Source organism: Rhodoplanes sp. P11, assembly GCF_964266735.1.
GTDB classification, from domain to species: domain Bacteria; phylum Pseudomonadota; class Alphaproteobacteria; order Rhizobiales; family Xanthobacteraceae; genus Rhodoplanes; species Rhodoplanes serenus.
Genome location: NZ_CAXWGY010000018.1, coordinates 290,150 through 303,762, shown reverse-complemented (window position 1 = coordinate 303,762; position 13,613 = coordinate 290,150). Strand labels below are relative to the sequence as shown.

General features: G+C 65.1%; 13 protein-coding genes. All 13 read right to left on the bottom strand.

From position 1 onward, the window contains the following. Positions 1-5: 5 nt before the first annotated feature. The 13 genes from trbG to ACFQUV_RS18140 all read right to left on the bottom strand — a co-directional run bounded on the left by trbG (position 6) and on the right by ACFQUV_RS18140 (position 13,612). Positions 6-983 (bottom strand): P-type conjugative transfer protein TrbG, encoded by a 978-nt coding sequence (trbG, locus tag ACFQUV_RS18200; protein WP_129608324.1) that lies wholly within the window; start codon positions 981-983, stop codon positions 6-8. Continuing rightward, positions 980-1,663 (bottom strand): conjugal transfer protein TrbF, encoded by a 684-nt coding sequence (trbF, locus tag ACFQUV_RS18195; RefSeq protein ID WP_129608422.1) that lies wholly within the window; start codon positions 1,661-1,663, stop codon positions 980-982. The genes trbG and trbF overlap by 4 nt, the downstream gene beginning before the upstream one ends. Further along, positions 1,663-3,015: a P-type conjugative transfer protein TrbL gene (trbL, locus tag ACFQUV_RS18190; RefSeq protein ID WP_129608325.1), complete on the bottom strand. Its 1,353-nt coding sequence runs from the start codon at positions 3,013-3,015 to the stop codon at positions 1,663-1,665. Before trbL ends, trbF begins: the two co-directional genes overlap by 1 nt. Before the next feature lie 4 nt (positions 3,016-3,019). Further along, positions 3,020-3,394 carry a putative entry exclusion protein TrbK-alt gene (trbK-alt, locus tag ACFQUV_RS18185; RefSeq protein WP_129608326.1) on the bottom strand — a complete coding sequence of 125 codons (375 nt, stop codon included), beginning with the start codon at positions 3,392-3,394 and terminating at the stop codon, positions 3,020-3,022. A 9-nt stretch (positions 3,395-3,403) separates the two neighbouring features. Continuing rightward, the gene (gene trbJ / locus ACFQUV_RS18180; RefSeq protein WP_129608327.1) at positions 3,404-4,171 is read right to left on the bottom strand and encodes a P-type conjugative transfer protein TrbJ; all 768 of its coding nucleotides are present in this window, start codon (positions 4,169-4,171) and stop codon (positions 3,404-3,406) included. Then, entirely contained in the window at positions 4,168-6,624 is a 2,457-nt protein-coding gene (trbE, locus tag ACFQUV_RS18175; protein ID WP_129608328.1) for a conjugal transfer protein TrbE, read from the bottom strand. Before trbE ends, trbJ begins: the two co-directional genes overlap by 4 nt. A 7-nt stretch (positions 6,625-6,631) precedes the next feature. After that, entirely contained in the window at positions 6,632-6,910 is a 279-nt protein-coding gene (locus tag ACFQUV_RS18170; protein WP_129608329.1) for a VirB3 family type IV secretion system protein, read from the bottom strand. Then, the gene (locus tag ACFQUV_RS18165) at positions 6,910-7,239 is read right to left on the bottom strand and encodes a TrbC/VirB2 family protein (protein ID WP_371851694.1); all 330 of its coding nucleotides are present in this window, start codon (positions 7,237-7,239) and stop codon (positions 6,910-6,912) included. The genes ACFQUV_RS18170 and ACFQUV_RS18165 overlap by 1 nt, the downstream gene beginning before the upstream one ends. Beyond that, positions 7,239-8,222 (bottom strand): P-type conjugative transfer ATPase TrbB, encoded by a 984-nt coding sequence (gene trbB / locus ACFQUV_RS18160; RefSeq protein ID WP_129608331.1) that lies wholly within the window; start codon positions 8,220-8,222, stop codon positions 7,239-7,241. Before trbB ends, ACFQUV_RS18165 begins: the two co-directional genes overlap by 1 nt. Positions 8,223-8,389: 167 nt before the next feature. Next, entirely contained in the window at positions 8,390-8,824 is a 435-nt protein-coding gene (locus ACFQUV_RS18155) for a ribbon-helix-helix protein, CopG family (protein WP_129608423.1), read from the bottom strand. Positions 8,825-8,831: 7 nt separating this feature from the next. Continuing rightward, positions 8,832-10,820 carry a conjugal transfer protein TraG gene (locus tag ACFQUV_RS18150; RefSeq protein WP_129608332.1) on the bottom strand — a complete coding sequence of 663 codons (1,989 nt, stop codon included), beginning with the start codon at positions 10,818-10,820 and terminating at the stop codon, positions 8,832-8,834. Between the two features lie 28 nt (positions 10,821-10,848). Next, the gene (locus tag ACFQUV_RS18145) at positions 10,849-12,588 is read right to left on the bottom strand and encodes a VirD2 family relaxase/mobilization nuclease (protein WP_129608333.1); all 1,740 of its coding nucleotides are present in this window, start codon (positions 12,586-12,588) and stop codon (positions 10,849-10,851) included. A 244-nt stretch (positions 12,589-12,832) separates the two neighbouring features. Further along, positions 12,833-13,612, bottom strand: coding sequence for a lytic transglycosylase domain-containing protein (locus ACFQUV_RS18140; RefSeq protein ID WP_129608334.1), 780 nt, complete (start codon positions 13,610-13,612; stop codon positions 12,833-12,835). Position 13,613: the final 1 nt, after the last annotated feature.

Below are 13,613 nucleotides of genomic sequence, written 5' to 3'. Positions count from 1 at the left end.
GTCGCTCATGATGAGGGCTTTCCATCGCTGCGGACGATCCTGACGGTCTGCTGCCGGTTACCGCTGCCAAGCCGAAGTTCCGCGGCGCCGAAGAGCCGATCGACGATCAGGATGTTCTGGTGAATGCGACTGTTGACAATCTGGAGTTCACCTTCCGAGCCGATGACGAATATCGGCGGCATCTCGCCTTGGACGATACCGCGCGGAAACTCGACATAGACGCGACGGCCATCATCGTAGACAGTGGTAGGCCGCCACGGCGGACTGTCTCCGGTCAGCGCGTAGCGGTAATTGCGTGCTGCCACTGCCGGGATGATGGGCGCCGCCGGCACGCCCGGGCGCTGTGAGGCTGGGGGCTGCGGGTAGGCCCATGCCACGGCCGGCATGTAGGGACGTTCCCCCGAGCGCAGCTCGATCATGTAGATGCGGCGGTCAGTGGTAATAACAAGATTCGTGGAGATGTCCGCGCGCGTCGGCTTTACGAGCACGTGGACGCGCCGGGTGGTGCCTGATCCGCTCTCGGTGTCGCCGATGATCCATCTCGCGGTATCGCCCGCCGCGATTGGCCCCGTCCCGGTCAGGCTTTCGCCGGGCTCGAGCGCGATGTTGGTGATCTGTCCCGGCGCGGCATAGACTTGATAGAGCGCCCCCTCGCTCCAGGGATAAATCTGGATCGCGTTGAAATAGCCTTCGCGACGAGGCTCGACACGGGCGGCGATGTTGGCGTTCTCGACCCGGCCGGTCGGTGAATTCGATGCGGCGCCTCCGCGGCTCGGAGTCCAGGCCGGCGGTATGTGCAACGGCCGCGGTCGCTCATCCGTCAACACGGCAGGTACGGCAGGGAGCGGCGGTACATCGGAGTCGTAGCTGATCTGCGGCGGCCTGTTCGTCGCGCATCCGCCCAACGCGATTGCAGCGAGCACGAGGCACACAGAAGCGGAGTTGCGGAAAGCCGGTCTGGCCGGGACGCCCGTCGAACTCATTGTCCCATCTCCCGCGACCAGTTGATCGCATTGACGTAGATGCCGAGCGGATTCGCGCGGAGCCTCTCGGCGTCCCGCGGAGGCTGAACAACGACAGTGAGGATGGCGGTCCAGCGCTCGGTCGCCGCGAGCTGGCCGTTCTCGTAGCGGCGTTCGGTCCAGGCCACCCGGAAGCTGTCCGGCGATGCCCGGATCACGCTGGACACCTCGACTGCGACCTGCTGTCTGCCGACGCGGGTGAACGGATCGTTCGCCCTTGCGTAATCGTTCAACGCGGCCGCGCCGCGATCGGTGGTGAATTCATAGGCCCGCAGCCAGTTCTGGCGCACGACGATGGGGTCGGCAGGCAGGCCACGGACCTGCTCGATGAAGCGCGCAAGGTGGTAGGCGATCTGCGGATCGGTGGGGCGGTAGTCCGCGACGGCAGGCGCCACGGCCTGGGCCTGGCCGAGATTGTCGACCTGAACCACCCATGGCACCACGGTGCCACGGGCAGACTGCCAAACGAGCGCCGCGGCAAATCCAGCGGACAGGAACAGGCAGCCGAACGCCATGAGGCGCCAGTTCTTTGCCTGCACGCGAGCCGAGCCAATCCGCTCGTCCCAGACCTGAGCGGCGCGCTGGTATGGTGTCTCGGGTACGGGAGTCTTTCCGTAGTGTGTCGATGGCCGTTTGAACATCATTGGTCTCGCTGGGAGAGGTTGACGGAGGCGCCGCCGCCATGGCTGTCGCCGCTGCGGATCGCGTGAGCGGCGGCCATCACGCCGTGCGATATGTGCTGAGAGCGTTTCATGCGGCGGGCCCAAGCCGGCGGACCTTCAGACGGGGGCGCAGACGGTGCCTGGGCAGCGCTGCCGCCGACGCTCCCCATGGTCGATGCGCCGCCCGTCGCTTCGAAAGCGGACTGAGCGCCTCGCGCGTAGCTGGCTCGCATGCTGTCGGCAGCGCGGGTCGCAGCACGACGGAGCGGCGAGGCCGCCGCGCTGCCGGCGGCGCGGGCGACGCCACCAAGGCCCGAAGCCACGCCGGCAGCGCCGGATTGCCCGGCAGCACCAAGGCTGTAGGCAGTTGCCGCGCCTCCCGCCACGGCTGCTCCGCCGCGGGCGGCGGCGGCCGTGCCAGATAGGGCCGCAGCGCCGCCTCGTACCGCAAGCCCGCCGGCCGCGCCTGCGGCGACGGCGGCGCCACCAGCCGCGAGGCCCGTGCCGACGGCGGCTCCGGCGCTAAGTTGTGGGCCGCCCGAGACAATGCCGCTTGCGATCCCAGGACCGAATATCCCGAGGCCGAGCAGCGACAGCGCCGCCAGCACGATCGCCATGGCCTGATCGATCGTCGGGCTGGCGCCACCGAAGCCGGCGGTGAACTCGCCGAACAGCGTCGAACCGATGCCGATAATCACGGCGAGCACCAGCACCTTGATGCCGGAGCTGATGACGTTGCCGAGCACGCGCTCGGCCATGAAGGCGGACTGGCCGAACAGCCCGAATGGGATGAGCACAAAGCCGGCAAGCGTAGTGAGCTTGAACTCGATGAGCGTCACAAACAACTGCACGGCGAGAATAAAGAAGGCGAGCAGTACGAGCGTCCAGGCGAGGAAGAGGCACGCAATCTGAATGAAGTTCTCGAAGAACGACCAGTAGCCCATGAGGCCGGAGATCGAGTCGAGCAGCGGCCGCCCGGCGTCGAGGCCGGTTTGCGCAACACGGCCGGGGCGTAGCAGATCGGCGGTCGAGAAGCCGGTGCCGGAAGCCTTGAGACCGAGGCCGGCAAAGGACTCGAAGACGATGCGGGCGAGATTGTTCCAATTGCCGATGATGTAGGCGAAGACACCGACGAACAATGTTTTCTTGACGAGCCTAGCGATGATGTCGTCGTCCGCACCCCAGCTCCAGAACAGCGCTGCGAGCGTCACGTCGATCACGATCAGCGTTGTCGCGATGAATGCGACCTCGCCGCCCAACAGGCCGAACCCGCTGTCGATGTAGCGGGTGAAGACCTCCAGGAAATGATCGATGACCCCCGTGCCCCCCATGGCGCTACTCGGCGTCCTCGGTCGGCGGCGTCGCCTCATGGCGACGCGCTTCGCTCGCGGATGAGCCTTCGGCGGGCGCTCCACCGGGTGCTCGCGACTGCTCTCGAACCGCTGTCGTGTTGCCGGTCCCAGGCGTCAGGAAGCGCCGGCGGCTCTCCGCCCAGGCGCGCAAGCATGCGGGATCGCGCGGACCGGCCTCTCCGAGACTTTGACAACGGAACAGCTCGGCGTTCAGTGGGTCAACGGCGTTTGTCTGCGGCGGACGGGCGGGCTCCATCTCCGGCCGCTCCTCCTTCCGGGTCAGCTCGACGACCGTCGCGGTGATTGCGACGGCAACGAAGGTGACGGCACCGAGCCGGGCGAGCATCTTTCCGTCCATAGCGATGTCTCAGTTTCCTGCGGGGAACATGCTGGCGTTGCCGGGCTGGTAGCCGGAGCCGGGCGTGAGAAACCTCCGGCGCTGCTCGCGGCCCTGCTCCGCGGCGGCCGCGCGCTCGGCTTCTGCGAGCGCACGGGCGCGGCCGTCAGCGGCCACAACGGCGGTGAGGTCTGCGAGCTGTTGCGCTTGAAGGGCGAGGATCTGGTTGCCAGCCTGGGCGGCTTGCAGGGCGCCGGCCGCACCCTGGCTCTGGCCGACGAGGGCTGACATCTCGGCGCGATTGGTGTCGAGGTTGCCGACCACCGTCGCCTGGACGCGCATCGCGTCCTGCAAGCCGCCCACAGTGTTCTGCCATCGGGTGCGCGCGTCGGCGATGAGCTGCTGGTCGGACGCGGACAGCGAGGCACTGCCATACGTCGTCTGAAACGCCTGGTCGATCTGCTGGACGTCGAAGGCGATGTTCTGCGCTTGGCCGAGGAGCTGCTGGGTCCGCTGGATCGACTGTTGCAGCCGCTGGAGCGAGGAGTACGGCAGGCTTGCGAGATTCCTTGCCTGATTGATCAACATCTGCGCTTCGTTCTGAAGCGAGGTGATCTGATTGTTGATCTGCTCAAGTGCGCGTGCCGCCTGAAGCACGTTCTGCACGTAGTTCGTCGGGTCGTAGACGATCCACTGCGCCGACGCGGGCGTGATCGCCAGCGGCACAAGCGACATTGGAAGCGAGAAGATGGTGGCGGCGAGGAGTGCCGCGCGCGAGCGGGATTGGCGGGTGCTCATGGTTGAGCCTCCTTTGAGGGTTCGGGGAGGAGCGTCGGGAAGTTAGGAAGGAGATCGACGGCCCAGCTCACGCCGCGAGCTTCGAGCCACGCAGGGAGGAACCCCTCCCGGCCGTGCTCAGCCATGATGCTGGCAATCAGCGCCTGATCATCCTTTGCGGACGCAGCGCAGAGGGCGAGGCCGACGTCGGAGAGACCCAGCTCGAAAAGGCGATTGCCGCTTCGGGATTGGCAGTAGTAGTCTCGTTTCGGCGTGGCTCGCGCGAGAATCTCGATCTGGCGATCATTGAGCCCAAACCGGCGATAAATGCTGGTGATCTGCGGTTCGATCGCCCGGTCGTTGGGCAACAGCAGCCGCGTGTGGCAACTGTCGACGATTTCGGCAGCGATCGTGCTCTTCTCGATCTGTGCAAGCGACTGGGTTGCGAAGACGACCGACGCGTTCTTCTTGCGGAGCGTGACCAGCCACTCGGTGAGCTGCTTGGCAAATCCGGGATCGTTTAGCGCCAGCCACCCCTCGTCGATGATGAGCAGGGTTGGCGAGCCGTCGAGCCTGTCGGAGATGCGATGAAACAGGTAAGACAGGGCGGCCGGCGCGCCTCCACTCCCGACAAGGCCTTCGATCTCGAAGGCTAGAACAGCGGCCGAACCCAAATGCTCGAATTCCGCGTCCAGCAGCCGGCCATAGGGGCCTCCGACGCAATAGGGTCGAATTGCTTGCTTGAGGTCGTTCGATTGGAGCAGCACCGTCAGGCCGGTAATGGTCCGCTCCTCGACAGGGGCGGAGGCAAGTGAGGTCAGCCCCGTCCAGATGTGCTCCTTGACTTCCGGGGTAATCGTGACGCCTTCGCGCATCAGAATGGCGACGATCCAGTCGGCTGCCCAAGCCCGCTCATAGGTGTCATGGATGCGTGCGAGCGGCTGGAGAGAGACGGACGTTTCGGAACCTTCCGTGAGGCCGCCACCGAGGTCGTGCCAGTCTCCGCCCATTGCGAGTGCGGCGGCGCGGATCGAACCGCCGAAGTCAAATGCGAAGACCTGGCTGCGGTCGTAGCGGCGGAATTGCAGGGCCATCAACGCCAGCAACACCGATTTACCGGAGCCGGTTGGCCCCACGATCAGCGTGTGGCCTACGTCGCCGACGTGGAGCGAAAAGCGGAATGGCGTGCTTCCCTCGGCCTTGCCGAAGAACAGCGGCGGCGCTTTGAAGTGCTCATCTTGAGCGGGGCCGGCCCAGACGGCCGAGAGTGGAATCATGTGCGCTAAGTTGAGCGTGGAGATTGGCGGCTGCCGGACGTTGGCGTACAGATGGCCGGGCAGGCTCCCGAGCCAGGCGTCGACCGCGTTGACGGCCTCGATCATTGCAGTGAAGTCGCGGCTCTGGATCACCTTCTCGACGAGGCGCAGCTTCTCGTCGGCTAAGCGTGGATCGCCGTCCCACACGGTAATCGTAGCCGTCACGTAGGCCATGCCGGCGAGATCCGCGCCGAGTTCCTGAAGGGCCATGTCGGCGTCGGCGGCCTTGTTGGCGGCGTCGGTGTCTACAAGGACCGACGCCTCATTCGTCATGACTTCCTTGACGATGGCCGCAATGCTTTTCCGCTTTGCGAACCATTGCCGCCTGATGCGGGTGAGCAGCTTGGTCGCGTCGGTCTTGTCGAGCAGGATCGCGCGTGTTGCCCAACGATAGGGGAATGCGAGCCGGTTCAGCTCGTCGAGGATGCCGGGCGTCGTCGCGGTCGGGAAGCCTACGATGGTGAGTGTGCGCAGGTGCTGATCGCCGAGACGAGGCTCAAGGCCCCCGGTGAGAGGCTGGTCGGCCAGCAGCGCATCGAGATACATCGGTGTCTCGGGGACACGGACACGATGGCGCTTGGTGGAAACGCAGGAATGCAGGTAGGTCAGCGTCTCGCTGTCATCCAGCCAACGGCATTCCTTCATGAAGCCGTGGAGCAGCGCGAGCACACGGTCGGTGCGGTCGACGAAGGCTCGCAGAATCTCGTGAGGGTCAACACCTGACCGTTCCCTTCCCTCGTAGAGCCAAGTCTCCGCGCGCGCGGCATCCTCGGCCGGCGGCAGCCAGGCGAACGTGAGGACGTAGCGGGACTCGAAATGCGTGCCTTCTTCCTCGAAATCAGCCTTGCGCTCGGCATCGAGCAACGCCGACGCGGGATCGGGAAAGATGCTGTCTGGATAGCGGTTGGAGGGGTAGCGCTGCGCCTCTACAAAAATCGCCCAGCCCGAACCGAGACGGCGGAAAGCGTTGTTAAGCCTTGCCGCCACGCCAACCAGTTCCGCTGCAACAGCGGAGTCCAGATCTGGACCGCGAAAGCTTGCGCTGCGTTGAAATGAGCCGTCCTTGTTCAGAACAACTCCTTGGCCAACAAGCGCGACCCAAGGCAGGAAATCTGCGAGGCGAGTAGCGGTGCGGCGATATTCGGCGAGGTTCATCATGGCAGGCTCAGACCGCGAGGAAGGAGGGGATGCGCAGATGCCGGCGGATCACTTCCACGAACATTGGATCGCGTTTGGCTGCCCATACGGCCGCGAAGTGGCCGACAGCCCAGAGTCCGAGACCGACGAGCCAGAGCCGAAGGCCAAGGCCGAGAGCGGCCGCCAACGTGCCATTGAGGATCGCGATCGACCTCGGCGCGCCGCCGAGCAGGATATGGTCGGTCAGCGCCCGGTGAATGGGCACCGAAAAGCCTGGGACTTCTGCGTTGTCGGCAATGCCCTGCATCAGACGAGCACTCCGCCGCCGAAGCTGAAGAAGCTGAGAAAGAACGAGCTGGCTGCGAAAGCGATCGACAAGCCGAAGACGATCTGAACGAGTCTCCGAAAGCCACCGCTCGTGTCGCCGAACGCGAGGGTCAAGCCGGTGACGATGATGATGATCACCGCGATGATCTTCGCGACGGGTCCTTCGATCGACTGAAGGATTTGTTCAAGCGGCTGCTCCCACGGCATTGAGGAGCCAGAGGCATGTGCGGCCGGGGCGAGCGCGAGGCTGACGACAGCGGCCGCGGTTGCGGAGGCAAGAAGACGACGAAGGTTCTGGAGCTTGTGGATCACGCACGATCTCCTGTGGCGGGCAAGGTTGCGGGGGTGACGTGGTAGTCGCCATCGGCGGACAGGCCGTGGACGTGCGCGAGCTCGGCGAGGCGACGCGACGATCCGCGGCCGCTGAGGACAGCGACGAGGTCGATCGTCTCGGCGATTAGGGCACGAGGCACCGTGATCACCGCCTCTTGGATGAGCTGTTCGAGACGCCGCAGAGCCCCGATCGCTGTGCCGGCGTGAATGGTCCCGACGCCACCGGGATGCCCGGTGCCCCAAGCTTTCAGGAGGTCCAGGGCCTCGGCGCCGCGCACCTCGCCGATGGGGATGCGATCGGGCCGCAGGCGCAGAGAAGAGCGCACCAGGTCGGACAGCGTCGCGACGCCGTCCTTCGTGCGCATCGCCACGAGATTGGGCGCGCTGCACTGAAGCTCGCGCGTGTCCTCGATGAGAACGACGCGATCGGTCGATTTTGACACTTCTGCAAGGAGCGCGTTGGTGAGCGTAGTCTTGCCGGTGCTTGTTCCCCCGGCGACGAGAATGTTGCGGCGATCGGTGACCGCGCTGCGAAGAGTCTCCGCCTGCTCGGCCGACATGATGCTGGCCGCGACGTAGTCCTGCAGCGTGAAGATCGCGATGGCGGGCTTCCGAATTGCAAAGGCCGGCGCGGCGACGATAGGCGGCAGCAGGCCCTCGAAGCGCTCCCCCGTTCCGGGCAACTCTGCCGAGACCCGCGGACTTCCGGCGTGGACCTCTGCGCCGACATGGTGGGCGACGAGGCGGACGATGCGCTCTCCGTCGGCGGCCGACAGGCGCTCGCCTGTATCGGCGAGGCCTTCCGAGAGCCGGTCGATCCAGAGCCGCCCATCCGGGTTGAGCATCACCTCGACGATCGACGGGTCCTCCAGGAATCCGGCGACCGCTGGCCCTAGGGCCGTCCGCAGCATGCGCGTGCCGCGAAGTATCGCCTCTGTTTGCTGGAAGGAATTCGCCATGTCGTCCCCGTTGTGCGCGGGACCACTCGAGAGCGGCCCTGGATCGGGGATGAGTAGAAGAGGCAGAAATTCGGGCGACGCAACAACCGGAATGTGGTCGTCGTACTGTGGCGTGCAAATACAGGGAAACGGCGAAACGGCAGAAGTAGTGCCTCGGCCCGCGCGCTCTATTCGGCTGGGGAGTCGCCCGGGACGTCTTCGGAGACCTCTTGACGCAGGCGAGGTCCCTTGGCGAGGCGGCGACCGAGCGCAGCGACAAACGCATCGTAGCGTTCGCCCGCTTGGGCGCGGGCGGCCGCCTGGGCCGGCTCAGGCAGCGGCGGGTTCGTCATCAACCAGTTCCGGACGAAAACTGCGAGCGTCTCCACCGCAATCCCCAGATCCCGTTCGAGGCGCGTCATACGCCTGTCGAGCTGATCGAGGCGCTTCGCAATAGCAGCTTCCTGTCGCTCGGCAGCGTCAGGTGATAGGAAAGAGGCGATCGCTGCTTCGGCAATTAGCGACCGCGACTGGCCACGGCGCGCCGCATACTCGGCGAGGGATTTGGTGACGGCCGGTTCAAGATAGACCGAGAGCCGCTGCTTTTTGCCCGGATTTGCCATAGGCTGCCTAAAGTTCCATGCCATCGTTCGGATCGAGGGACACTTGTCGCGCGATGCCTTGCATGAGGCGGTTCACACGGCTCAGGCGTGCAGTGTCGTCCGCATCGTCGTCGACCTGGTCGATTTCGAACTCGTTTTCCATAGGAAGTTTCCTCTCCACCGGGCTCGTGCGGTTCAGCTCGGGCTGCCGCCGCTTCTCGGAGCCGGTTGGGTCTTCGCCTTCGCTGCTGCCGTTCGCCGATCCCACCAGTTCGAGGGCCGGGCGCGGTGGGACGGGCATGGACGTCCACTCATTCGACTGCGGGTCGGATGCCTTTGCGGTCTCCGGAGGCGGAAGGATGCGCTCTTGAAAGCGGCGATCCTCAAAGTACCGCGCCTTCCGGGCGCGAATAGGTGGCGTGCCGGCAACCATGACGATTTCGTCCGTTGGCGAGAGCTGCATGATCTCACCCGGCGTAAGCAGCGGTCGCGCAGTTTCTGATCGCGACACCATCAGGTGGCCGAGCCAGGGACTCAGGCGATGGCCGGCATAGTTGCGCATTGCGCGCATCTCGGTCGCCGTGCCGAGTGCGTCGCTGATCCTTTTGGCGGTCCTTTCGTCGTTCGTAGCAAAGCTCACCCTCACATGACAGTTGTCGAGGATCGAGTTGTTTGGCCCGTAGGCCTTCTCGATTTGGTTCAGCGATTGCGCGATCAAGAACGACTTCAAGCCGTAACCCGCCATGAAGGCCAACGCGCTCTCGAAAAAATCCAAGCGGCCAAGCGCGGGAAACTCATCGAGCATGAGAAGCAGCCGGTGGCGGCGCCCTTTCGCACGCAGGTTTTCTGTCAGGCGCCGTCCGATCTGGTTCAAGACCAGCCGGATGAGAGGCTTGGTGCGCGCGATGTCTGACGGTGGCACAACGAGGTAGAGCGTCGTTGGTCGCGCGTCGCCCACAATGTCGGTGATCCGCCAGTCACACCGGCGCGTAACAGCGGCGACCACGGGATCGCGGTACAAGCCCAAGAACGACATGGCCGTGCTCAGAACGCCGCTTCGTTCGTTGTCAGACTTGTTGAGCAGCTCCCTGGCGGCGCTTGCGATGACTGGATGTGGTCCGGCCTCCCCGAGATGCGGGGTCTTCATCATCGCGGCAAGCGTCGACTCGATCGGGCGGCGCGGATCGGAGAGAAAGGATGCGACGCCGGCGAGCGTCTTGTCTTCCTCCGCATAGAGCACATGGAGGATGGCGCCGACCAGCAGCGCATGGGAGGTCTTCTCCCAATGATTCCTTTTCTCCAACGAGCCTTCGGGATCGACCAGGATGTCCGCGATGTTCTGGACGTCTCGGACCTCCCATTCTCCGCGCCGCACTTCGAGTAGCGGGTTGTAGGCGGAGGACTTCGCGTTGGTGGGATCGAACAGCAGAACGCGACCGTGTTGCGCGCGGAATCCGGAGGTGAGCTGCCAGTTCTCTCCCTTGATGTCATGGACGATCGCGCTGCCGGGCCAGGTTAGCAGCGAGGGAATGACCAAGCCGACGCCCTTGCCAGAGCGGGTCGGCGCAAAGCAGAGGACGTGCTCGGGTCCGTCGTGCCGGAGATAGTCACGGCCGAGCCTTCCAAGCACGACCCCGTCGGGCCCGAGGAGGCCGGCTGCCTTGACCTCCTCAGGCCGCGCCCAACGGGCCGACCCATAGGTGTCCACGTTCTTGGCCTCACGCGCCCGCCACACCGACATCGCGATGGCGACGGCGATCGCGATGAAACCACCGGATGCGGCGATGATCGCACCGCGCACGAAAATTGCTGGCGCGTAGGCGTCGTAGAAGTACCACCACATGAAGAATGATGGCGGGTAGTAGACTGGCCAGCCGAACAGATCGAACCACGGCTCGCCGAGCTGTGCCTGGAAGCCCAACTGCCATGCCGTCCACTGCGTCGCTGCCCACGTGGTCGCCAGAATGATCAGCGAGACAACCAGAATTTGACCCCAGAGGACTTTCGTAGCTGACATCGTCGGCACTCCTTCTTTTCTGGCGCCTTCACAGGCCGAGCCCGCGCTTCCGGCCGAAGCTCCAATCGACCCCGCCGTCGCCGCGGGCGATACCGGAGATGTGGCGGCCGAGATTCCGTTCGAGTGAGGGCGACCACGGGACGAGCTGGAAGCCGAGCCCGTCATCGAGCATTGCGAAGCGACCGGATGCGAGGTCGAAGCGGCGGCGGTATGTGCCGGCGACATATTCGCCGGCCAACGGTTTGACGGCGGCTTGTCCTGTCTCGGCGCTCAGGCGTTCGCTCAGTGCGTCGAGTTCGCGCCCGCGCAGTGTTCCGATGAGGTTGCGGCTGAAACTCACGCCGCGCGCCTGGCGCTCGGCCAGGCCCTGACTGATGAGATGCTCGGCGCGGCGATCGAGCGCGTCGCGCACCTCGGCTCCGAAGCCACCGCCACCAAGGGCCACAGGTTCGCGCGCAATCGCTTGGCGGTCCAGCCAGGTGGCGCCGTTGGCAGTAATCTGCTGCTCGAGCGGGATGTCCGATCGAACTGCGAGCGCAACGCGTCGCCGGCCCTGCGCGTCATCAAACTTGCGCAGCTCGACGATCGAACCTGGGCCCGAGTCCCCAGCAGCATCGAGGTCGGCGAGCTTGATGTGATGGGTCCGGCCGTCGACTCCATCTATCACGGCATAGGCCGTGCCGTTCAGCTCGTCATCGAGACCACGCGCTATGAGACGACCAACGATCTGGTCGTCGAGGCTCTCTCCGGCGAGCACGAAACTCGAGGTGCCACGCTCGATATTGCGCTCGGCCAGCCCGCGATGGATGCGCTTGATGATGTCGCCTCGCTCGCCAAGCTCGCGCAGAGTGGTTTCGGCATTCTCGACCATCACCCACTGGCCCGGACCGATCTGATCGGCGAGGCCCAGAGCCTCCAGTTTGCGCAGCCGTCCGACTTTCAGGACGTGAAACTCGTCAGGCTGGCGATCAGGGCTCGGAGCGAGATCGATGACGCCTGTCTGATACGCGTCACGCGCGAGTTGCCGGTCGAGGTTGGTCCAGCGCTCCGACTCGACCTGACGTTCGAGGTTGCGCCGGATCTCCTGATCCGTGCGTGGGCCCAACTCCTGCGTCACGAGATCCTGTGCGCGAGCACGCATGCCTTCCTTGATGTAGTCGCGCGAGATGACGAGATCCTGGCCGTCGTCGGAGCGGCCGCGCAGGATGATGTGGACGTGGGGATTGTCGGTGTTCCAATGATCAATGCCCACCCAGTCCAGCTTGGTGCCGAGGTCCTTCTCCATCTGGTTCATCAGGTCGCGGGCGAAGATCTTGAGGTCCGACATCTCGGTCGCATCCTCGGGCGAGACGATGAAGCGGAAGTGGTGGCGATCGTCCTCGCAACGCTCGGCAAACTCCTTGGCATCCAAGTCGTCGCCGCCGGGTCCGAAGAGACGGGCCTTCTCCCCATCCCGGGTCACGCCTTCGCGGCGGAGATAGCTGAGGTGTGTTGCAAGCGGCGCCGAGCGCGCCGAATGGCGAACGACGCGGGTCTTGATGACCGTGATGCGCGAGCGGCTGGTGAGCAGACGGTTCGCCTGCACGGTCGCGCGGCGGCCACGTCCGAAGCGCGATCCCGTGCCGGAGCTGATGTTGCCCGAGCGTGAGACGTGACCGCCGGCCCGCTGCGCGGCCGCAAGCGCCTGCGCGATGAACGGCCGAGCGCGCTGGGCGCGCGTCGAGCGGATGCGGCCGGGGCGGATGCGGAACTCGTCCTCAACGCTCATAGCCACAGCTCCGCACATCGCGCTAACATTCTGATTGAACAGAGAGAGCGCCGAGGTCGCAGGCTGCGTCGACAAGGCGCACCTCGCGAATTCGGCTCGCAAGCTATTGAAAAACCACGACCGTCCTCGCGCGCACATCGCGCCTTTTTATCTCGCCATCGTGCGGTCGTGCTTCCAAGCTCCTGCCTCAACGCACTCCATTCCACGCCTGAACACGCCATGACGCGAATGGGGACGGCAGTCGTCATTGCGGCCTCTCGTTGCCGCCGCGTGCTACGAATAGAGCGGGTGAACGCGCTGAGAATGCGCTGGTGTCTTGCATTCGTGGCGCGTTCGGTCCGCTCTCGCGCTGACGCTCGGGATGCATTGCGGCTGCTTTTCCGACGTCATCAGAGCGTGCGACGAAGAGCGGGGCGCTCATCCAAGCAAGCGGATCAGCGCGCGTCGACGGCATTGCATACGGCGGCGGGTCAACCCCGAGAAGGGGTGCGATCGTGGCGACATAGGCCCGCGTCTCGACCGGCAGATCGCGCGTGCCCGCAAGGTACTCGTCGTAACGCCGGGGCCCTGCATTGTAGGCGGCCAGCATGGCGCTGACATTGCCGTATCGGTCGTACATCTCGCGCAGGTACGCGGTGCCGGCGAGAATGTTGTCCCGCACATCGAAGGGGTCGCGACCAAGATCGTAGCGGGCGCGCAGCTCAAGCCAGGTTTCCGGCATGACTTGCATAAGGCCGATCGCGCCAGCAGAGGATACGGCGCGGATATCATGTGCGCTTTCGGCGCGCATGACCGCGCGAATCCAGGACGCCGGAATGCGGAAGCGGCGCGAGGCCACGTCGATGTGGAGGGCGATGGGGCTCGCCTGATCGGCGCTGGCGGACGGCACCACCTGAGCGCTGGCCGAACCGCTGATCGTGACTACCGAGAGCAGGCCGGTAAGGAGAAGAGCGGTGAGACGCCGGGCGGGCAAACGCCGCCCGGGCCTCATGATCCGCGTTGGTGAGGTGCAGCAGATGGGCATT

Bases quoted from the DNA above. Each gene is read 5' to 3' on its own strand.
- trbG (WP_129608324.1), bottom strand. From the start codon at position 983: ATGAGTTCGACGGGCGTCCCGGCCAGACCGGCTTTCCGCAACTCCGCT.
- trbF (WP_129608422.1), bottom strand. From the start codon at position 1,663: ATGTTCAAACGGCCATCGACACACTACGGAAAGACTCCCGTACCCGAG.
- trbL (WP_129608325.1), bottom strand. From the start codon at position 3,015: ATGGGGGGCACGGGGGTCATCGATCATTTCCTGGAGGTCTTCACCCGC.
- trbK-alt (WP_129608326.1), bottom strand. From the start codon at position 3,394: ATGGACGGAAAGATGCTCGCCCGGCTCGGTGCCGTCACCTTCGTTGCC.
- trbJ (WP_129608327.1), bottom strand. From the start codon at position 4,171: ATGAGCACCCGCCAATCCCGCTCGCGCGCGGCACTCCTCGCCGCCACC.
- trbE (WP_129608328.1), bottom strand. From the start codon at position 6,624: ATGATGAACCTCGCCGAATATCGCCGCACCGCTACTCGCCTCGCAGAT.
- ACFQUV_RS18170 (WP_129608329.1), bottom strand. From the start codon at position 6,910: ATGCAGGGCATTGCCGACAACGCAGAAGTCCCAGGCTTTTCGGTGCCC.
- trbB (WP_129608331.1), bottom strand. From the start codon at position 8,222: ATGGCGAATTCCTTCCAGCAAACAGAGGCGATACTTCGCGGCACGCGC.
- ACFQUV_RS18155 (WP_129608423.1), bottom strand. From the start codon at position 8,824: ATGGCAAATCCGGGCAAAAAGCAGCGGCTCTCGGTCTATCTTGAACCG.
- ACFQUV_RS18150 (WP_129608332.1), bottom strand. From the start codon at position 10,820: ATGTCAGCTACGAAAGTCCTCTGGGGTCAAATTCTGGTTGTCTCGCTG.
- ACFQUV_RS18145 (WP_129608333.1), bottom strand. From the start codon at position 12,588: ATGAGCGTTGAGGACGAGTTCCGCATCCGCCCCGGCCGCATCCGCTCG.
- ACFQUV_RS18140 (WP_129608334.1), bottom strand. From the start codon at position 13,612: ATGCCCATCTGCTGCACCTCACCAACGCGGATCATGAGGCCCGGGCGG.